We start from the raw sequence: 21809 nt of genomic DNA on the forward strand, positions 1-21809 counted from the left end.
ATCAACCAAACAACGTAAATAGGTAAAAATAAATGAGAATATTCTCAATAATCAGCATTTAATTAATTTTTGTAACAATTGAAAAGATTAAAAATTATCTTTGTAATTTTTAATATTTATTAGTTTTAGTTATAAAAAATATGGTAGTAAAAAAACTTAATTTAAAGTGATTGACAAATTGAAGTAGATCGGCAATAATAAAAAATTGTGATTTAGCGGAACTGGCGGAATTGGTAGACGCGCTAGATTCAGGTTCTAGTGTTCGCAAGGACTTCCGGGTTCAAGTCCCGGGTTCCGCATTATCTAGTGCTGCTACGCGGAAGTTAAAAATCAAAAATCAAAAATCAAAAATCAAAAATCAAAAATATTGATTGGTAAGGCTTTTAGAATTTTGTAACTGGTTAGTTATTCCTACCATCCTGCATTAGGTATATGGAGTATTTCTTGATTAGCGATCAAAATCTAATGGGTAGGAAAATCACAATATCCTGCTCGTGTTTCACTCCTCAAATAAAATCAGTAATAAATACTAGATAAAAATATAAGTAGTGCTGACCAGTTTAAAAAATCCTTTAGTAAAGGAAATCCGTAAGCTTCATCAATCCAAAGGAAGAAAGGAGAGGCAGTTATTTTTATTAGAAGGAACTCATATCCTAGAAGAAGCTTGCCACAAAAGTTATCCTCTTTTAACTGTATGTTGTACGCCTGAATGGCAAGAAAGACATCAATTTTTGTGGGAATTATTATCTCAAAAAGCTCAAAGGATAGAATTAGTAAGTGAAAGGGTTTTGAAGTCTCTTACTACTACAGTTAATCCTGATGGAATAATAGCTATAGCACCACAAAAGTCAAAAAATTCTGTCAAAATTGCTAGTTTGGGAATTGCTTTGGACAAATTGCAAGACCCTGGTAATTTTGGTACTATCATCAGGACAGCTACGGCAACAGATGTAGATGGTTTGTGGTTAAGTGCAGATAGTGTGGACTTATATCATCCTAAAGTAGTTAGAGCTTCAGCAGGGGTATGGTTTAAGTTACCTATGGCAATTTCTGAAAATTTAAAGGCCGAGGTATTAAAGTTACAAAATCAAGGTTTGCAAATTGTAGCAACAGTACCAAATTCTACTATAAACTATTGGCAGATTGACTTACGAAAACCGACACTAATAATCTTAGGAAATGAGGGTTCTGGTATTTCACAAGATTTACTTGAGTTGGCTGATTATTCTGTCAAGATTCCTTTGGGTAACGAAGTGGAATCTTTGAATGTTGCTGTCTGTACAGCAGTAATTTTGTATGAAGTTCAACGTCAACGTCAATCTCAATCAAATTAGTAAATTATGAACCTATTCCAGTAATAAGATTTTTGCTAAAAACCCTAAATATTTTGATAGTTAAAAACTAAAGATTAAACTTTTCAGACACATTTTAATTGAACAAATTAGCCTGTGAAAAATAGTGGGATAGGTTATTATATTATTCTGAATCCGCTTCCGATAATGGTTGGCTTTGATGATTTGTTTCCATATATTGGTCTATGTCAGCGATCGCTTCCTCTAACTCTGATAAACCAAATTTTTGATTGGACTTTTCACTATCTTGAAGATCGGAATTAGACTTTTCATAGTTGGGTTCCTGAAGAGAGTTATCCAATTGTTTCTCAAAGCTATCAACAAATGTTTTTGCAGCCTGACTACGAATATCTTTTTTATCCATATTAATTTCTGTCCTTGTTATCTTCTTGTTAACAGTTCAACTTATTTTTATATAAAAAAAAGGCATACAAACAGCAGGAGTCTAGTGCCGCTACGCGGAAGTTAAAAGTCAAAAGTTAAGAGTCAAAAGTATTGCTTAGTAAGGCTTTTAGGATTTTGTAACTTGTCAGTTATTTCCGCCATCCTGCACTAGATATTTTATTTCTAGATATCTTTCCGGAGCAAAAGTTAAATCTGCTCTATATTATTAATTAATAGCTAATATTTTGATGATTTGGGGCTTTTGATTTTTTTTATAGAGCGATCAGATTATTAATTTTGACATCTTTGTTGAGCTTTTAAATTTGCTCTACAATCAATGAATATTTTAAGCTATTTTTAGCCATTTATCATTCAAAATGTATCTAAAGTAAGTTTATATAAACTCTTTTTAATCAAATGAAATCATTATCTAAATAGTAATATAAACTGAATACTTATAGATTTCAGTATTTTATCTGAAATAATGAGATTTGTTTTTTTAGGCTCATTATATCATAAACATATAGCTAAGAAAGAATTGGTTAGGACGTAGACTAATAACCAATCTTAGACTAGAAAATGTTTTTCCAACTGTTGCCTGTTCCCTGCTATAAAAGTTTTGTTTGTCGCAGCAAAAAAAAAGACTAAGTGAAGTAATGTCTGTATGCAAGGCTAGCTCATACAGACACGAATGAATAGTTTCCCAATATGGATTATGTACTTAATTTTCTCGCTCCTTGTGCTTTCAACTTAACTATTGCAGTTTATTTTGGTCAAGAATTAAGTTAATCTGGGATCTAGAGCAAATTAAGTTCAAACAAATCCCAAATAAAATATTTAGCTACATTCCTATAATTTCTAATATTATAGTTTTTGCAAACATACAAACAGGTTTTAAAAACAACAGATGACTCAAGAATTTGATTACGACTTAATAATTATTGGTGCAGGTGTTGGTGGACATGGTGCGGCATTACACGCCACAAGTTGTGGCCTAAAAACAGCTATTGTAGAAGCAGCGGAAATGGGTGGGACTTGTGTTAACCGAGGTTGTATACCATCCAAGGCGCTTTTGGCAGCATCTGGTAAAGTTCGAGAGTTACGGGATACTCACCACTTAAAAACTCTGGGTATTCAATTAGATAATGTAGCTTACGACCGACAAGTTATAGCTTCTCATGCTAGTAACATTGTTGACAAAATTAGAGGTGACATGACTAACAGTCTGAAACGTCTAGGTATAGATTTGATTAAAGGCTGGGGGCAAATGGCAGGTCAACAAAAAGTTATGGTCAAGACAGATAAGGGAGAAGAATACTTTACTGCTAAAGATATTATACTTGCCCCTGGCTCTATTCCATTTGTTCCTCCTGGAATAGAATTAGATGGTAAAACAGTTTTTACCAGTGATGATGCTTTGAAACTAGATTGGTTGCCACCCTGGGTAGCAATTATCGGTAGTGGTTATATTGGACTGGAGTTTTCTGACATCTATACTGCTCTTGGATCTGAAATTACAATGATTGAGGCATTAGACCAATTAATGCCTACTTTCGATCCAGATATAGCAAAAATTGCAAAAAGAGTTCTAATTGAATCAAGAGATATTGAAACTAAAGTGGGTAAGTTGGCGATTAAGGTAATTCCTGGATCTCCGGTAATTATTGAACTAGCTGATGCTAAAACTAAGGAAGTAGAAGAGGTTCTGGAAGTAGATGCTTGTTTAGTTGCTACAGGTCGCATTCCCTATACAAAAAATTTGGGACTAGATTATGTTGGTGTAGAGACTGACCGTCGGGGTTTTATCCCAGTAAATGACAAAATGGCTGTTTTGTCAAGTGGTGAACCAGTACCTAATTTATGGGCGATCGGTGATGCTACTGGAAAAATGATGTTAGCTCATACAGCTTCAGCTCAAGGTATAACAGTGGTAGAAAATATTTGTGGTCGTCATCGGGATGTAGATTATCTTAGTATTCCGGCGGCTGCTTTTACTCATCCAGAAATTAGCTATGTTGGTATGACTGAAACAGCAGCTAAGGATTTAGGTAAAGATCAAGGATTTGAAGTAGGCAGTGTAAAAACTTATTTTAAGGGTAATTCAAAAGCAATTGCTGAAGGAGAAACAGATGGTATTGCTAAAGTCATTTATCGTCAAGATACAGGAGAATTATTAGGAGTACATATTATTGGCCTTCATGCATCCGATTTAATTCAAGAAGCAGCAAATGCTATGGCTCAAAAGCAATCTGTTAATCAGTTATCTTTTAATGTACATACTCATCCTACTTTGTCAGAGGTTTTGGATGAGGCATTTAAACGAGCAACTGTTAGTTAGTTATTAAGCTGAAGCAAATTGTTATTTTAGTAATCGCACTAATATAGCAATTTGGTCTTCAGTCATCATTATTTTTGTTTCTCAGAACTTAATTTTGCTTTTCAACTTAGTTATTGTAACTTCAGTAGATTAATAAAGTCTATACTTCCAAGTATTGAAAATCTGAAGGCTACAAAAAGAATCATTAAAAAAATGGGGTCTTCCTAAAAATGTAAGGATATTCGTTAATATATTCCTTTAATTTTCAGGAGTCTAAGGCAGCAAAAATTATCTTTGATTTTGCGGGTTTAATACCCCACCGTCAACCCAGGGGCAATTTATTGTCACTAGAGAAAAATTGTATCCTTTGAAATCTCGTACATTTTGCTAGAATTAGTTAACCAAAAATATTAGAGTTGTAAATATTCTCTAATGATAAAGAATTAGCCCTGCACCGTCAACGAGGATGCTTAAAATTGTTTGAGGTTATAAGACAGGAAATGGCAAGTCGTTGACTATCCATAAGCAATTAGACCTTCTGCCTTCTGCCTTCTGCCTTCTTCAATACTTATTTAAACTACAAAAAATAGTAAATTATCAAGATAAAATATAATGCAAATTCGTCGCCGACCGCCAACTTCAGCAGTAGAAATGGGTAGTTTACGCTATGAAGTTGCTTTGCCAAACTCAAAACCTCAAAATATTCTGGAAGAAATTGTTTGGTATAAAGAAAAAGAGGTAGATTCTCTGCGGGATAAACAACCATTAATTGAGTTAAAAAAGAAAATCAACTCAATGTCTGCTCCTCTGGATTTTTTGGCTATCTTGTCAACAGGAAAAACTCAACCTGCTGTAATTGCTGAAGTTAAAAAAGCTTCTCCTAGTAAAGGGATAATTAGAGAAGATTTTGAACCAGTTGCCATAGCTAAAGCATATCAACAAAATGGTGCAACTTGTATTTCGGTTTTGACAGATAAAAAATTTTTTCAAGGTAGCTTCGAATATTTGTCAAATATTAGGAAAAATGTTGACCTACCACTACTGTGTAAAGATTTTCTGATTTATCCATATCAAATATATCTTGCTCGTTTATATGGAGCTGATGCTGTATTGCTAATTGCGGCAATTTTATCAGACCAAGATTTAAAGTATTTTATCAAGATAGTTAATACTTTAGGAATGACTCCTTTAGTTGAAGTTCATAGTTTAACAGAGTTAGACCGGGTATTGACAATAGAAGGAGTTAAGTTGGTCGGTATAAATAATCGCAACTTAGAAGATTTTTCAGTAGATTTACAAACAACTTATAAATTAATGGAAGCGAGGAAGAAAGAGTTAGAAAAACTTGGAATTTTAGTAGTAAGTGAATCAGGAATACATGAATATCAAGATGTAAACGTTGTTAAAAATGCTGGTGTGGATGCTGTTTTAATAGGTGAGTCTCTGATGAAAAAAGCAGATCCAGGTGCAGCATTGCTACAGTTATTTACCTAATAATTAAGGGGTAAAGTTTTCCTTTACTGTACAAAAGTTTGTCGGTCTACAAGGGGAGAAAAGAAAAAAAATATTTTAGTCAATTATATAATTTTAAGGAGAAGTTATTGTTCATTATTAATTGTTAATTGTTGAAAGAGTATAGTAGTCGAAGCAAAAGTTAGGACATATCAAAAACTTAAAACTTAGACAAGACAAAATTTTTATTCTTCCTTCTTTCTTCCTTCTGCTATAACAGGTTAACTCAAACTTTTAAAAATATAGGCTTTTAGATTTAGATTAGATATTGACAATTTTTCAGATAAAAGCTGTAGGCGATAGAATTATCAAAAAAATTATTGAATAATTAAATTTTCAACCCTCTCCTTGAAACTCGAAAGGAGAAAAAAATATTTTATTCAGTGCTCTTGTTTTAAAAAGGGTTTCCTGACGGAATCCTCCACAAACAGCAATTCAGCACTCAGCATTTTCCAAAAGGAATGCTCCGCAAACAGCAAGTGATTTATATAGCTGTACTAAATAGGTTTTAAACAAATGTTAGTTATCGAAATACTGATGGTTACTTCTCTTGATATGTAGCTAATGTTCATATTCTATCTAGTGCAGAATGGCAGAAATAACTAACCAGTTACAAAATCCTAAAAGCCTTACCAATCAATACTTTTGACTTTTAAATTTTGACTTCCGCGTAGCAGCACTAGGATAGCTATAGTGATTTATGTTCATATTAATTATCTTTTAACTTATGGGTTTAATATCCTAGCTTTACCCACGGTGTCTACAATTATTTGGGGTTTTAATTCCCATAACTTTTTTTTGTTCCTTCTTCAAGAATAATTACTAATGCAGTAGTTCTCTGATTTCTATTTGTTGTTCAAGTTCCCACATAGCATAATCAATCAATCTGTAAACCGTTAGAAATAAAACTATGGAAGCAATACCAGTTCCCTCCCGTATTCATTATGAATTGCTACTTCAGTTATTAGAAAAAAAGACGATTTTAGCAGTAGACTATCATACAAAACAGCACGAAAAAGCACGGGAACTTATTGTAACTGTGAGAAAAGCTTTAGCACTACAAAAACAATTTGAAGAAAGTTGCAAGCAAGCAAATTTACCAATTGAATATCAATGGTCTCTCAATGAAACAGAAAAATAAATATTAAGTGCATTAGAACAAGCAAAAAAAGGTATTTCTGAATTTGATAATACTCAAAAATTAATATCTAAGACTTTTGAAAATCCAAAGGTAGAATTGGCAATTAATAACTTCACTAAATAAGACCTAGAATAAAACTAACAATAGATAATTAATTAACAATCATTCATTAATTATTTCTCTGCTGATTAAATCTCAAAGCACTGCTAAATAAAGGTTTTAGCCTTTTTGGGGCCTTTAAAAAGTGCCTGGTTTCCAGTCTAAAACGCTCAAAAAGGAGCGTATTTTAGGCGCATAGTTGGGTAGAAAAATCATTCTTACAATTGTTACTCCTACCTCCTCGCTCATTCCCATTCCTCCCCTCCTGGGAGGGGGAGGGGCGAGGGGTGGGTTTTCTCCTGTCTCCTACCCCTACTAAAAGACTTTTTCAGCAAACCCTAATTAGAAGAAGTAATTATCAATTATTGATTTAGTCTACCTAACTAATAAATACAATTCTTAGGGGTCTCACAATTGATAGATTTGTTCAATGTAAAGTTTTTGGGAATGATTAGGAGCAGTTAATACAGTTAGTATTTCGGCAATAATTTGTGAAACCATTCAAAACCATTACTCTAACAACAAAAACTTTGTGGTTAGTTATAACTTCTAACTTTTACCAGATAAATAGTTGCTTCAAGCATTGAATTATCCGTTAATATCTTAAATGTAAATTCTATAGAAAGAAAAATCAAAAATTTCCTCAAAAAAAAATAATTAAAATTAAATAACTCCCAAAATAACAAAAAGATTCCAACTTTGGAATCTTAAAGAAAAAATAAGTTTTTTCAATGAAATGCTTCTCAATCAATAAACATATAAACTAACTCAAGTAACACAAAACAAAGGAATAGAAAGAATGAATGACAAACTAATGTTAATGATTCCCGGACCTACTCCAGTACCAGAAACAGCCTTACTAGCTATGGCTAAACATCCAATAGGCCATAGAAGTGGTGACTTTTCCAAAATTATGGCCGAGGTGACAGAAAACCTCAAATGGCTACATCAAACCAAAAATGATGTGCTAATTTTAGCATCTAGTGGAACTGGGGCCATGGAAGCAGGTATCATTAACTTTCTCAGTCCAGGCGATCGCGTACTATGTGGATGTAATGGTAAATTTGGCGATCGCTGGGCAGAAGTAGCTACGGCCTATGGTCTCCAAGTAGAAAAAATCACAGCAGAATGGGGCCAACCTCTGGACTCAGAAAAATTTCGTGAACAACTAGAAGCAGATAAAGATAAAAAAATCAAGGCGGTTATTATTACCCATAGTGAAACTTCTACAGGTGTTCTCAATGACCTAGAAACTATTAATAGTTATGTTAAAGCTCATGGCGAAGCATTAATTATAGTAGATGCCGTCACCAGCATTGGGGCAGTCAATATACCAATAGATGAGTTGGGTCTTGATGTTGTTGCTTCAGGTTCTCAGAAAGGTTATATGATACCCCCTGGTTTAGCTTTTGTAGCAGTAGGTGCTAAAGCTTGGACTGCATATGAAACGGCCAAATTACCACGTTACTATCTTGACTTGGGTAAGTATCGTAAAGATGCAGCTAAAAATACTACACCTTTTACCCCGCCAGTAAATTTATTCTTTGCCTTGCAAGCTACGCTTAGGATGATGCAGGATGAAGGATTAGAAAATATATTTGCTCGGCATCAACGTTTAATGAGTACGACTCGTGCAGCAGTCAAAGCTTTAGGGTTGCCCCTATTTGGACCAGATGCAGTAGCTAGTCCTGCTATTACGGCAGTTGCTCCTCCACCAGAAGTAGACGCAGAAAAAATACGGACTATTGTAAATAAGCGTTTTGATATTGCTTTAGCTGGTGGACAAAACCACTTGAAAGGGAAAATTTTCCGTATTGGACATTTGGGTTTTGTCAGCGAACGGGATATTCTCACCGCTATCTCTGCATTAGAAGTTGCTTTGCGAGAGTTGGGATATGAAGCTTTTACTCCAGGAGCAGGTGTAGCTACTGCTTCTAGAGTTTTAGCTGAGTCATAATTTAACATCTAAAATGTTGCAATAGTAGGGGCGGGTTCTACGTTAAATTAATGAGTCTTAACCAATTTAGATGAACCCGCCTCCACCCCATTTACGAAGTCATAATTCAGAAGTCAGAAGTCAGAAGTCAGAAGTTATTTTTGTAACGGGGATGTGAGCAACTCTCCAAAAATTTTTTGCCTTAAAAGGTGGGGTGACACGACCCAATTATTTTGATAATCTAACGCTAGCTACATATTGAAGAACCGTTATTTTCAAGGTTTAATAATAGAATAGATTTTAAGTTTGATTTTAAATTGAGTTCTGAACTAGAGTTAAATTGATTATTTCTAGTAATTATTCTGTAAGTATTCTGTAATTATTCAGCTATTAGTTGTCAGCTTAGGGCAATAAGACTCCCTCCTGAAGGAAGTATTTAAATGAATATAGACTTTCAGGTTAAAAGAACCTGCTTTTGTAAGATTTAATTATGACTGGATTATGGCTTAATAAGAACCCTTAATATAGGGTTTAAATCAAGCTCAAAAAATAGCTGATAGCTAATAGCTGATGGCTGTTTGCGCAGCATGACCTAGGAAATACTTAGATTATTCTGGCATTTAGTTGAAATCATAAGTGGTTTCTAGCCAATCAAATATTTTATCTAATTGCTCTAGAGTAACTAAACCATATTGCCATAAAATCATTGGAAAAGCACTGAAGTCTGGTTTACGATCTACTAATGTTGAACTAATACTAGCTCTTTCTGCAACTGCTATAGAAGCTGAAGAAATAGATAAATCATCTTTCAAGAAATGAATAAAGCGAGCATAATTATTTGGTGTCATTTTTCTTTACCTCCTATTTTTCAGACACCATTCTCTTTGTAACTCTTGTTGACAATAGAATATATAGAGTCACATATTTAAGAGAATTATCATGTCAATAAAATTAATATTTTTTTTGGATATTATCGATAGTTATTTACTATCATCAAGCAATAAGTTTTCTTGGATATTGCTAGGATATGCCAGTTTTTTATCTGTTTACTAAACTCTGCATTTTTTCAGAAACTTGAGAGTGAAACTAAACTAGATATAGTACTCCTGGACTATACTAAGTTTTGAGAATAGCTTGGTTTGAATCTACATAAGTTGCCTATGCTATTCCGCAAAAGCTAGCTATTAATTTCTAGAAAAATTTAGTGAAATTATCGTTACTCAAAATGTATATACATTCAGGTTGAAAAAAAATTCACTATCTGTCTCAACATTACAGAAGACTTTCTATTGAATTCTCTCTCTAGTCAAAAGATATAAACAGCGCAGACAGAGGTTCTAAGTAGGTAGTTGCCTTTTTTCAAACTATTACTACTTACAAGGCTAAACTTGGTCAAGTCAAATTTTGGCAAAATAACTACGACAAAATAACTACTTTGGTTTGAATATTTGTATGTATTTTAATTCACAATACGAACCATCTCTATATGCATAAATGCGCAAAAATATACAACTAGATTTTCACTCTTAGCACAAAATATCATTATCCTCACACCAATCAACAGAATTAAATTAAGCAAAGCAAAAATAGACTCTTAGTAAGACAAGTTTTTCTATATCTTCTATACCTTCTTGGTAAAAGTAATACTCATCAAAACTTCAGCACTATCGATATTGTCAAAATATTTCTCTTACAGCTTGCGAAACTTAATTTATCTTTATTTATTTCCGATGAATAGAATAGCAGTATTACAAACCATCAAAAGCTTAAGAATACATATTCTGCACTTTAGGTGAACAATACTTTGAATCCATCTAAATAATGTCTAGCTTACCAATATAGCAAATTAAAACTTTAGTGTAAATATATAGTAAGTAAAATAATAAAAAGTTTTATTAGGTTTTGTCAAAATAATTCAGAGTTTTGCGATATTTTAGCTTGTTGTACAAAAACTATAGGTCTGGGGAATAGCAAAAAATAAATCATCCAATTTTTGGATTCAATTTGTTTGTTTTGTACCAGAAGGAAAAGGAAAAAACTTTGATTATTGATATTCCGTTATTTTTACTCCGAAGTACTATGTAGACAGCTATTTCATAATTCAAATAAAGGAATGGCAACTGCTATAATTTTTGTTGACATACTACCTTCTTCTCAATTCAACCTAAAACCTAAAACCTACCACCTTCTTCAATGAATGATAATTTCCTCTAATCTCAGTTCTGTCAAATACCTAAATTTTTGTAATCATTATCCGGTCTCCTACTTTCAAACCTAATTCCTTTGCACGTCTTCCCCGAAGTTCAATTACTCGATCGACTAACACATCAGGTCCATAAGTAGGGCAAGGGTCAGCTAAACAAGGAGGGACATTATCAGCGATCGCCTTAACTATGCCAGAATTTATGAATATAATATCAAGAGATATTTGGCAATTTTTCATCCAAAAGCTAACTTTCCTAGGTGGGTTAAAAGAGAATAACATTCCTCGGTCATCAGCAAGTTTAGTCCTGTACATTAAACCTATTGCTTTCTCTTGAGGGGTTTTCGCCACCTCTAAATTAATTATCTGATTAGATATATGAGCTTTTGCCGTAATTGGTAAAATTTGGCCTTGTGGAGATATCTGAGAATCTGATATATTTTGAGCTTGTGCTGGAGTATGAAAAACTTGAACAAATATTATTTGTAGCAAACAGCAAAGCAACAGAAATAAGATGATTCCAGACTTAAGTAAACCAATTTTACGACCCATAATTAATTATTTCTCAGATATTCTATGTATGTTTTATTCTTGAAGAAACAAGAAGGAAAAAGGAAAAAGTAGATGGGGACTCAAACCCCAAAAAGCTTGTAAACACCCCAAGTGACGGCGGGGAATTAAACCCAAAATAAAAAGATAAATAATAATTTTATAGTAATTTTTTTGAGATTTCACTTATTTTGACATTCTTGTCGTTAGATCAAAGATTATAATGGAAAATTCTTGCTTCTGTGATTCTAGGGTTAGGCGAAAAATCAAACAACTTATATTATGTCCGGATAATTAGTGATAAAAAAACTTTCTCTTTCTTCTTCTTTCTTTCCTCCTGACTCCTAACTCCTGAGTCGTTTATTTATAACTGTTCAACCGGACATGATATTAAGTTATGCTCCACGACGATTAAATATCTGTTTATAGTTACTTTTGCAGCAGCTATATCACGATTTATTTGATTTCCACAACTACTGCAATTATGTTTTCTATTCCTGCGGAATATTGCGTAAACAGAAAGTTTTTTCTGATTAATATGCCCAAATTTAATATCAAGTCTCATTAATTAGCCATAATAAAAATGTTCTTCTTTTGATAGAGAATATTTTTTCGGTGCGGAATGCGGAGCAAACAAATTTCCCCTACTCCCTACTCCCTACTCCCTAAATTTTTCCGAAGTGGTTATTCAAACAGACATGATATAAGACATTCTTGAGAAATATAATTTTTATCAACTTTAGCAAAATACTTACCTCAATTCCTGCAAATATCAGCCAATATTTCATTGATAAATTGACCTATACCAGAATCCTTTGATTGTTTTCTAACAAGACCTTGCTTACCAAGAATTAAAGACTCTAAGTTTCCCTCAAAACATATCCAATACCACGGACTGTCTGAATTAATCTCTTCTCGCCTTCTCGTTCAATTTTCAGGCGCAAATATCTAATATATACCTCAATTACATTAGACTCACCCAAAAAATCATAACCCCAAACATTTTCCAAAATCTGTTCGCGACTCAATACTTCGCGAGGATGCTCCATTAAAAACCTTAATAACTCAAATTCCTTCATAGTCAACTCAATACTACGACCATGACATAAGACCCGTCGAGTAGCCAACTCTAAAATTAAACTCCCAAATCTCAATTGGTCCTTTTCTGCTATAGTAGGTTGTAAATAAAAACGGACTAATTTTAAGAATTCATCACTGCGATAAGGTTTGAGAAAATAGTCATCAGCTCCAGACTCCAGACAAGCAATTCGGTCGTCAATTTGGTCGCGACCCATCAACAATAATATGGGCATATTATTACCCATTTTTCTCAGATGACTGCACAATGATAGTCCAGATTCACCAGCTAACATTCGGTCAATTACAATCAGAGCAGGTTTAATTTCTATTGCCCTGTGAAGACCCGCGGTAGAATTAGTAGCTACAATTGGATGATAGCCTGACTCTTCTAGATCCAAACTCACATATTGGGCGAGAATTTCATCAGTCTCTATTAGTAAGACTGAACGATCTCGATCTATAGTTAAGGTAGTCATAGCAATATGATTTTAATTGTGAGATATTGGAGACTTTGTTTTAGGTATGGAGGGAATAGGGAATAGGTATGGAGGGAAGAAACGAATATATATGAATAAAATAACTGCTATATTCTATGCTTTAAAGGAACACCTCAATTCTCACATCTGATTCGGTGATTGCTATATTTCTGTACAAAATTTATGATACTAACACCCTCTCATATAATCCCGGCATATTGAAGTTAATCTAGTGCAGGATGGCGGAAATAACTGACCAGTTACAAAATCGCGCGAACAATTACAAATCAAAAATGATTGACTTTTAACTTCCGCGTAGCGGCACTAGCAGTGAAAATTGTGAAAAATAACCACCAGAATAATTTAAGGTAATTCAACAGAAGTTGGCTTGGCAATGTGCGGTAGTCCCCATCCCAATTTCTCGCGCAGAACATGGAAAAACTCTGGTGGCTTAAGTCGAATGAAACGTGCTTTATAATGTGATTGTTTCACTCGTACTCGGTCCTCTGGCAAGACATAACATCCTCCATTACCATCTACAATCATCATCATACGATTTGGACTAGCAGGAAAAACAGTTACTGGTTCAGTATCAGCAAAAACCAAAGCACGGGATGCTAGAGAATGGGGACAAATAGGTGAAAGCTCCAAAACGGGAACTCCCGGAGTCACAACAGGGCCACCTGCCGATAAAGAATAAGCAGTAGAACCAGTAGGAGTAGAAATAATAATACCGTCTGCCGCAATATCTATAGGAGCGTGCCGACCAATTTGGATTTCAAAATGGCACATACAGGTCATAGGTTCCCGATGTAAAACCATTTCATTTAAACAAAGGGCTTCCCATAATAACTCATTATCTCGGAACAGACGTACTTCTAGCATTGTCCTTTCTTCTACTTCATAGTCTCCTGCTAATACCTGTTCAATAGCTGGATATAACTGATTGACAAAAGTCTCAGTCAAAAAACCCATGTGACCTGTATTGACGGTCAATAGTGGAATATGGCAAGGTGCTACTTGACGAAATGCAGATAAGACTGTACCATCCCCTCCTAGGACTACAGCAAAAGTCATGTCTTTGGTAAAGCCAGAGGGAACTAATTGGTCTATAGAAGTATGACATAAAGGACGTTCTAGGCTGGGATAACCTAAGATTCCTCCCGATCCATTATTGATGTGAATATCATAGCCATAAGCTGTCAGCTTGTCTTTTAACTCATTAGTTATGCGACAAGCTATTGGTTTGGCATCGTTATAAATGATTCCTATTTTTGACACTCGAAAAAATCTAGTTCAGGGTGGTTAGAAACTTTAGAAAAAGAAAGGTTTATTCTTGGAAGTTGATTTTCCTAATTTTGCTTGCTCGTACTCTATTTCCTTCAACTTTTTCATAATCCGACTATAGTATTCTTGCAAATAAGATTCTAGTGTGGTTATTTCTTCAGGATTAATGCCAAATACAGGATAAACATCATCCATTGAAGCTGTTAAAGGCTGACTGTTGGCTAATACTTCTGCAAAAGCTAGTCTATCAGCGACATTCCAACCCCATTGAAATGACCTAGTAAGCTGACGAAATATACGCAATAAGTTAATATTGGTACGGGTTACTTTTGCTTTTTCTCCAGACAGTCTTTCACACATCCGAATAATTTCACTAGCATCCCAAGCACGGGGACCTACTACCGGAAAGCTTTGATTTTCTGTTTCGGGAACTGAAATACTACGGACAGCAAACTTAGCAATATCTTGAGTATCCATATATGCAATCGCTGTTCCTTGACCGGGAACCCAAACTGCTTGCTTATCTAAAATTGGCACTGCATACTGGCCAATTAATCCCTGTAAAAAACCACAAGGTTTTAAGATCGTGTATTTTAAGCCAGATTCAGCAATAAAAAGTTCTGTACATCGCTTAATTTCTAGGAGAGGGACTTGGGGATATTTCTCTGCATTTAAAAAGGAGAAAAATATAAAACGTTCTACACCTTTAGCCACTAGAGCTTGAATCAGTGATACTTTTCCTTCCCAGTCTACCTGTTTAATACTCAGAGAGTCTGTTGGTCTCGCAGTTGCAGCATCAATCACTGCATCAACTCCTTCCAAAGCTGGTAGTAGAGTTTTAGGCTTACAGAGATTTCCTCCTATTAGTTCAGCCCCCCACTCTTTTAAAAAAGATGCTCTACTGTAGCTTCTGATTAAGCAGCGTACTTCATAACCTTCGTTTAGGGCACAACGCACTATTTGTCTACCAAGAGTACCAGTAGCCCCTACGATTAATAGTTTCATAAACAGTTTATTGATTATATTAAAGATTCTTTATCACTTTATCAAAGTTATCTCATTTTTTTACAAAACTTAATATTTTGAGTTAAATATGTTTTAGCTTATATTTTTATTAATCTATTTAAGATACCATAATATCCATAGAAAGTAAATACCACCATAGGCATTCCCCACTAGAAAAAATTAATGAGGAAATGCTCCTATAGCAAAATGTCAGTCAGTTAAGCGATCGTAATACTTTAGAGACCGGGAAATTTGATTATTCGCCTCCTTGTAATTTAAGTAATAGGAAACCTCCTGCTAAACCAATCAGAATCACAGAAAAAGACAAAATAGCTGCATTGAAAATCTCACCACTCATATTCTTAAAATACTCCTATGTAATTTGTGATATATATTTTAAGACATTTTGACTTCTCCCCAGACTAAAGTCATAAGTATTCTTCAGCGGAATAAATATGAAAATATCAGCAACAGAAATAGAAAATACAAATCCTCGTTTAGGATTGACAATTGGAGATCCTGGGGGCATAGGACCAGAAATAATTCTTAAGGCTTTAGCAGACCCTACTGTTACAGAAAATTGTGACTTGACAATTATAGGCAGTCATCGCATTTTGCAACAAACCTATCAAAAACTATCTCAACTCTCGAAAAAAACTCAATCGCAACAATTACTTGTCAAATGGGAAAATTTAAAAATTTTAGATGTAGAGTTTAATGGAAAATTAGAAAATATTTTTCCCGGCAAAGGTAATGCTGTGAGTGGGGAAGCTAGCTTTTGTTTCATGGAAACAGCCATTGCTCAGACTTTAGCTGGAAAATTTCAAGGTATTGTTACTGCTCCTATTTCCAAAACTTGCTGGCAGATGGCTGGTCATAAATACCCTGGTCAAACTGAACTTTTAGCAGAAAAAGCAGGAGTAAAAAAATTTGGGATGCTATTTTTTGCGCGATCGCCCCACAGTAATTTTGTACTCCGCTCTCTTTTAGCTACCACACATATACCATTATGTCAAGTCCCAAAAGCTTTAACGCCAGAGTTGCTGAGTTGGAAATTAGAGTTACTAATAGAAAGTTTACAAAAAGATTTTGGGATTTCTCGGCCAAAAATTGCTGTTGCTGGTTTAAACCCTCACAGTGGAGAAAATGGACAATTAGGAACAGAAGAGCAAGATTGGCTCATCCCTTGGTTGGACAAACAATGCGATCGCCGACCGGACATAGAGTTAGATGGGCCAGTGCCACCGGATACTATGTGGGTCAAACCAGGTCAAGCTTGGCTAGGTTTACCAGCTAAAACTTATGATGCTTATTTGGCGCTATATCATGACCAAGGCTTAATTCCAGTTAAACTAATGGCTTTTGATTTAGCAGTGAATACTACCGTTGGTTTACCATTTGTTCGTACCTCTCCTGACCATGGTACAGCTTTTGATATTGCGGGTCAGGGTATTGCTGATGCGACGAGCATGAAAGCAGCAATAAAGTTAGCTAAAGAATTGATATTACAAAGAACTTATTCATAGCAAAAGTAGCCAAATTAATAGAATTGTTTCTGCAATAGTTGACTTAGTGAATCTACAATCTAAAATATACAAATAGGAGGTATAAGAAAGCTGACAAATTTGATTGTCAAGCAAATATACCTACTAATACCATTTTAGTTAGCTCTCAGGGGTGAGAAGAAAAGATTCTTACTTCAAAATAAGTCTATTAAGGCATGAGTTAATAAACAATAAAAGTAAGCATTTCCTACGGAATGCTGGGCAAACAGTTATTAGCATTTCCTACGGAATGCTCCGCAAACAGTAATCAGATGCATGAACTTATGCAAGTAATAACTGAGGTTAGGTTATAGCCAATTTCATTAATGAATTTTAATTCTCAAATGAATTTTAATTCTCATTGGTGGATAATTCCTTTCTAGTTATGATAATTAGTTAATAGCAAATAGCTGATAGCTGATAGCTGATGTCTGACTGCTGAATGCTTACCAATAAAATGGTAAAAAAATCAAAATTTATTTGAGAAAACTTTGAAAACTATATCCTTTGCTATCCAGGGAAAAATGGATTATGAAACTTTAGGAAAAGCAGGAGGAATTAGCACAACTCCTGGTACACCCCAATGGGCACTTGCTATTAAGTTAAAACTACAATCTGTTCTGAAAAAAGATGTAGTTGTTAATGGGGAACAATTAAAAGCATGGCGTGAATTAATGAAACAACCAGCAGCTTATCAACAATTACTTGATGAGCAAGGAAAAGCATTTAATAGTTATGAAGAATTATGTCGTGCTCAACCACCTTATGGATTAGGTTGTGAAGCTAAAGAAATTGAAGAATTAATTAGTAAATTAGAATCAACTGAAACAAAAACAGTCGATCTACCGGAAGACCCATTAAAAGATTTAGGAAATCCATCAAATTACTTTCATAAATTTTCTAAACTTGTGGAAGCTTGCTCAGATAATCAAGCTTTAAATGCACCGAAAATCGGGGAGATTTTAGATTATGCTCATAGCACTGCTCAATTATGGAGAAAAAGATGGGAACATTTAGGATGGTTAGAACAATCAAAAAGTAGTGGGAGAGGTTTTTACCAAATTACTGAATCAGGAAAAAATGCAGTTAAAAATTGGTTAGAGCAACAGCCAGAAGGTAAGTTGAATCAAGAACTTTGGGTAGTAGTTCCTAAAAATCCTCAAAAGGCTGCAGAAAAATTGATTAAGTCGTTTAAGGGTGAAGATTTAAGAGAGATTTACAAACTAATTGGAGAGTCTTTTAGTCAAGAATTAACTGTATTTCATTCAGATTCAGGTATGGAAAAAAATTAGTATTTAGTTATTAGCAGATTACCTAATCTATCAATGTCAGGGTTAACAGCATAAATTAAGAGTTTAATTTTTTTATCCTTCAATGTAATTTAATGCTGAAAAAATAAAAGGTTGTTTTTGAGGAGATTATTAATGTTAAAAGTAGTCCTGAACTGTATGGAATAAGTAAATTATTGAATCAATGAAAATAGGAGTTTTTCTTCTGAGTAAATGTTCCTTATAAAATAGCTATAGGGATTACTTTTAACGGGGGTATTTTGAGTGAAATAAATTGTGTCATACTTGAATCAAAATTTAACTTATCCGAAAATTAATAAATAAGTAATAAACAGCCTCTACTCCCATTAAAAATTTAGGTATATTGGTAGTTTAAATTTTGTAGAGATACTCTATTCTAAGTTGTTATTTAAGTTATCAGTTAGCCTCCTGCTCCCTCTACTAATTTTTCTTCTTCTTTCTTTCCTCCTGACTCCTGACTCCTAAATAATTAAGATTAATATCACACACTAATTCACCAACGCCGTAAATTTTATAAGAGGAACTAATGACAGAGCTTTCCACTGAACAATTGCTTTATTTGCTTTACACATTTGCTTATTCAACAGAAGGAACTGTTACTAGAAGTACAGTTAGGAATCATTTATCTAAAAAACGCCGCCCCAATGCAAAACAGGTTTGTGAGAGTTTATGTGAGCTGAAGTTATTGGAGTCTCCTAAACGAGGGAGAATTAAAGTTACTGAGATGGGAATGAAAGCTCTAGTTCTTAATCTTCAAACAACGGAGTATAAATTTAGGTCTAACAAAGGACCTAAAATTTTAAATGCTCTGATGGCTTGTTTAAAATTAACAGCAAAATATAATCAGATAAATTATCAAAATGAGGATATGGATTTTGAGACTTTTGTAGATAAGTTTAAAAAGCTTTACCTTGAAGAAAGGAGGCGTCAAGAATTGGAAGGTGTTGTGGCTATTCGTAGTAAAGAAATTTGCCAAAAGTTTAGGCAAAATAATCATATTTCTGAATTGCTACTAGAAAAATATTTTGAGCAATTGAAATCTGATGGTTTAGTATTTGCGGTACAAGAAAACAATAAAGAATTAATTCAATGGGTGAACTAAATTATGCCGGAAGATGCAGGAAAAAAAAGATATATTAGAAAGTTTTTACAGCAAATTCAACCAGGAGAAGGTTATGTGGAAAATATTTGGGTTGAACGTGATGTAAGATTACCAGGAAAAGAGGGTGAAGATGATACTACAACTACAGCTGAAAGTTTATCTGGTAACTCTTCAATATCAAATATAACGGAATTGCTTCGAGACGATCTTAAACATACTTTTGATGATAGATCTTTTACATTTAGATTTGTGGCGGCATTTCTTGGTAGTGGTAAAACTTCCCTATTAACTTATTTGCATGAATTAACAACAACTCAGTCAAATTATGAAAAACATTCTGTAGTAATTCAGTTTCCACTTTCTCATTTACGGACAGTTGGTAGTAGTCATAATTTTAGCATTAAACTTTACTGTTATATTTTAGGAGATACTTTTTGGCAATTAATACATAATCAAAATTTATTGCCAGATGTAAAAGAAGTTGCTAAAAACATTCTCGAAGAATTTGATGCAGGGTCATTATTAAATACAGGAACTAGAGAAGAGATAAAATTAAATCCTTTTAGGTCAAAATTTAGTAAATTTTTCGCAACAAGTGAAGTAAATTTTGTTGAATTATTTTTTGATGTGATATCTCAAGTCACAAAAGTAGACCCCAGATTTACTTTTGTCTATCTAACAGATGAATTAGATTCATTAGAAAAATTTCAACAAGAAATAGAAGAAACTAGAGTAATTTTTAGAGCATTAATCAAGCAAGCTGCTCAGAAATTTAGAAGAAGTATTCCTCTGCTAATTTATTTGGTAGGTACATCAGATAATGTCAGTTCTTTAATTGAAGGAGACTCTGTATTAAAAAGTTTAGTCAAAAAGTCAACGATTAATCTTAGTTTAGGTTCTGATAAAGAATTTATGATGATTAAACAAGAGATAGATGAAAGAATTAAAGGAGCATATAAAGGATATAAAAATTTTAATAATGCTTGGCAAGAAATTCAGAATATACCTTTGAGACCAGCTAAAAATTTTAGAGAATTTTGTCAATATTATTCAGGAAAAGTTCTAGAAATACATGAAAGGTATTTTGCCGAAGCAGAAGAGCAGAAATTTGAAGGTGATGCTCGTGAATTAGTCAAAGCAGAATGTCAAAAAAGGTGGGGAAAATATTTACAACAGAGAGTATACACATTATCAACAGTGGAAACTACAAAAGTAATTCAAGGCAAAAAAACAGGACAAAAGCATGCCTTAGATTGTTATGTAGAATTGCTTGATAATAATAGAGTAATAGCTAGAACTTTTGGTGAAGCTAAAAATTATAAATTGATTATTGAACACTTGGATGATTTTAGTCGATGGTTAGATGATTTAGGATTTAATCCATACCCTTCAGAAAATACTCCTCCGGACTTAGCTTTTATGATTGCTCCTTCATGTCCAGAACGTCTTAAAAGAAAGCTAGAGTTACAAAATATTGAATTTATTCAAGTAGATAAGGTTATTGATAAAAAATCAAGTAAATTACCAAATTCAACAAGTTCAACTATAGAGAAAATTATTGAAACAAAATCAACTTCATCCTCACATTCGACAAGCTCAACTGCTGTTAATATCAATACAGCGAACGAAGCAAAATTAATAATTGCTTTTAGAGGAACAAGTATTAAGAACAAAACTATTCAAAAGCTGCTAAATAATAGAAAAAGTAATCCTTACAAAGACTTAAATAATCTGGTATCCGATCTTAAGTTTAGCGATAATGTAAAAGCTAAACTTCAAATTAAACTCGATAATGAAGAAATTAGTTTTTCTGATTGAAGTAACAAAAGTCAAAGAGATACTTGCCATGGAATAAATCATTTATATCTCTCCACCCTTCCACTACTAAAAATTTTCTAGGCACCTCTATAAATTATCCGAAAAAATCAACAATATTGAGATTTTGCTAGTGTGACAATGACCAAAGTCAAAGAGATACTTGCCATAGAGTAAATCATTTATATCTCTCCACCCTTCCACCACTGAAAATTTTCTAGGCAACTCTATAAATTATCCGAAAAAATCAACAATATTGAGATTTTGCTAGTGTGACAATGACCAAAGTCAAAGAGATACTTGCCATAGAGTAAATCATTTATATCTCTCCACCCTTCCACCACTGAAAATTTTCTAGGCAACTCTATAAATTATCCGAAAAAATCAACAATATATATATGGAGTAAATCATTTATATCTCTCCACCCTTCCACCACTAAAAATTTTCTAGGCAACTCTATAAATTATCCGAAAAAATCAACAATATTGAGATTTTGCTAGTGTGACAATGACCAAAGTCAAAGAGATACTTGCCATAGAGTAAATCATTAGTCAAAGAGATACTTGCCATAGAGTAAATCATTTATATCTCTCCACCCTTCCACTACTGAAAATGTTCTAGGCACCTCTATAACTTATCCAAAAAATTCAACAATATTGACCAAAGTCAAAGAGATATTTGTCATAGAGTAAATCA

Annotated in this window: 16 protein-coding genes and 1 tRNA gene; 10 read left to right on the forward strand and 7 right to left on the reverse strand. The window is 33.7% G+C overall.

Annotation, left to right across the window (positions count from 1 at the left end):
- The first annotated feature begins 215 nt into the window (after positions 1–215).
- Both F6K27_RS05690 and F6K27_RS05695 read left to right on the forward strand, forming a co-directional pair.
- Positions 216–299, forward strand: a tRNA-Leu gene (locus F6K27_RS05690).
- Between the two features lie 249 nt (positions 300–548).
- Positions 549–1334, forward strand: coding sequence for an RNA methyltransferase (locus F6K27_RS05695; protein WP_124146152.1), 786 nt, complete (start codon positions 549–551; stop codon positions 1332–1334).
- A gap of 142 nt (positions 1335–1476) precedes the next feature.
- On the opposite strand, the gene F6K27_RS05700 is transcribed toward F6K27_RS05695, so the two are convergent.
- Positions 1477–1716 carry a hypothetical protein gene (locus F6K27_RS05700; RefSeq protein WP_124146151.1) on the reverse strand — a complete coding sequence of 80 codons (240 nt, stop codon included), beginning with the start codon at positions 1714–1716 and terminating at the stop codon, positions 1477–1479.
- Between the two features lie 927 nt (positions 1717–2643).
- Between F6K27_RS05700 and lpdA the strand changes: the two genes are divergently transcribed.
- The 4 genes from lpdA to F6K27_RS05720 all read left to right on the forward strand — a co-directional run bounded on the left by lpdA (position 2644) and on the right by F6K27_RS05720 (position 8762).
- A complete protein-coding gene (gene lpdA / locus F6K27_RS05705; RefSeq protein ID WP_287274797.1) occupies positions 2644–4074 on the forward strand; it encodes a dihydrolipoyl dehydrogenase in 1431 nt (476 codons plus the stop codon).
- A 591-nt stretch (positions 4075–4665) separates the two neighbouring features.
- Positions 4666–5547 (forward strand): indole-3-glycerol phosphate synthase TrpC, encoded by an 882-nt coding sequence (trpC, locus tag F6K27_RS05710; RefSeq protein WP_287274795.1) that lies wholly within the window; start codon positions 4666–4668, stop codon positions 5545–5547.
- Positions 5548–6475: 928 nt separating this feature from the next.
- The gene (locus F6K27_RS05715) at positions 6476–6706 is read left to right on the forward strand and encodes a DUF5340 domain-containing protein (RefSeq protein ID WP_124146148.1); all 231 of its coding nucleotides are present in this window, start codon (positions 6476–6478) and stop codon (positions 6704–6706) included.
- A gap of 898 nt (positions 6707–7604) precedes the next feature.
- Positions 7605–8762 (forward strand): alanine--glyoxylate aminotransferase family protein, encoded by a 1158-nt coding sequence (locus F6K27_RS05720; RefSeq protein ID WP_287274793.1) that lies wholly within the window; start codon positions 7605–7607, stop codon positions 8760–8762.
- A gap of 599 nt (positions 8763–9361) precedes the next feature.
- Here the strand turns inward: F6K27_RS05720 and F6K27_RS05725 are convergent.
- The 6 genes from F6K27_RS05725 to petM form a co-directional block, all read right to left on the reverse strand.
- Positions 9362–9589 carry a DUF2949 domain-containing protein gene (locus F6K27_RS05725; protein WP_124146146.1) on the reverse strand — a complete coding sequence of 76 codons (228 nt, stop codon included), beginning with the start codon at positions 9587–9589 and terminating at the stop codon, positions 9362–9364.
- A gap of 1385 nt (positions 9590–10974) precedes the next feature.
- Complete coding sequence (locus tag F6K27_RS05730; protein WP_124146145.1) at positions 10975–11496, reverse strand: DUF192 domain-containing protein; 522 nt, start codon at positions 11494–11496, stop codon at positions 10975–10977.
- A gap of 857 nt (positions 11497–12353) precedes the next feature.
- Positions 12354–13049: a response regulator transcription factor NblR gene (gene nblR / locus F6K27_RS05735; protein WP_287274791.1), complete on the reverse strand. Its 696-nt coding sequence runs from the start codon at positions 13047–13049 to the stop codon at positions 12354–12356.
- Between the two features lie 363 nt (positions 13050–13412).
- Positions 13413–14330: an NAD(+) kinase gene (locus tag F6K27_RS05740; RefSeq protein ID WP_287274789.1), complete on the reverse strand. Its 918-nt coding sequence runs from the start codon at positions 14328–14330 to the stop codon at positions 13413–13415.
- Between the two features lie 33 nt (positions 14331–14363).
- A complete protein-coding gene (locus F6K27_RS05745; protein ID WP_287274787.1) occupies positions 14364–15341 on the reverse strand; it encodes an SDR family oxidoreductase in 978 nt (325 codons plus the stop codon).
- A 256-nt stretch (positions 15342–15597) separates the two neighbouring features.
- Positions 15598–15699: a cytochrome b6-f complex subunit PetM gene (gene petM / locus F6K27_RS05750; RefSeq protein WP_063823346.1), complete on the reverse strand. Its 102-nt coding sequence runs from the start codon at positions 15697–15699 to the stop codon at positions 15598–15600.
- 97 nt (positions 15700–15796) lie between these two features.
- On the opposite strand from petM, the gene pdxA reads away from it, so the two are divergent.
- The 4 genes from pdxA to F6K27_RS05770 all read left to right on the forward strand — a co-directional run bounded on the left by pdxA (position 15797) and on the right by F6K27_RS05770 (position 21115).
- On the forward strand, positions 15797–16867 hold the full coding sequence (gene pdxA, locus F6K27_RS05755; RefSeq protein ID WP_287274786.1) for a 4-hydroxythreonine-4-phosphate dehydrogenase PdxA: 1071 nt from the start codon (positions 15797–15799) through the stop codon (positions 16865–16867).
- 509 nt (positions 16868–17376) lie between these two features.
- Positions 17377–18177 (forward strand): hypothetical protein, encoded by an 801-nt coding sequence (locus F6K27_RS05760; protein ID WP_287274785.1) that lies wholly within the window; start codon positions 17377–17379, stop codon positions 18175–18177.
- A gap of 544 nt (positions 18178–18721) precedes the next feature.
- Positions 18722–19297: a hypothetical protein gene (locus F6K27_RS05765; RefSeq protein ID WP_153183489.1), complete on the forward strand. Its 576-nt coding sequence runs from the start codon at positions 18722–18724 to the stop codon at positions 19295–19297.
- 3 nt (positions 19298–19300) lie between these two features.
- The gene (locus F6K27_RS05770; protein ID WP_287284142.1) at positions 19301–21115 is read left to right on the forward strand and encodes a hypothetical protein; all 1815 of its coding nucleotides are present in this window, start codon (positions 19301–19303) and stop codon (positions 21113–21115) included.
- The last annotated feature ends 694 nt before the right edge of the window (positions 21116–21809 follow it).

Source organism: Okeania sp. SIO2F5 (assembly GCF_010692685.1).
In the GTDB taxonomy this organism is placed as follows: domain Bacteria; phylum Cyanobacteriota; class Cyanobacteriia; order Cyanobacteriales; family Microcoleaceae; genus Okeania; species Okeania hirsuta.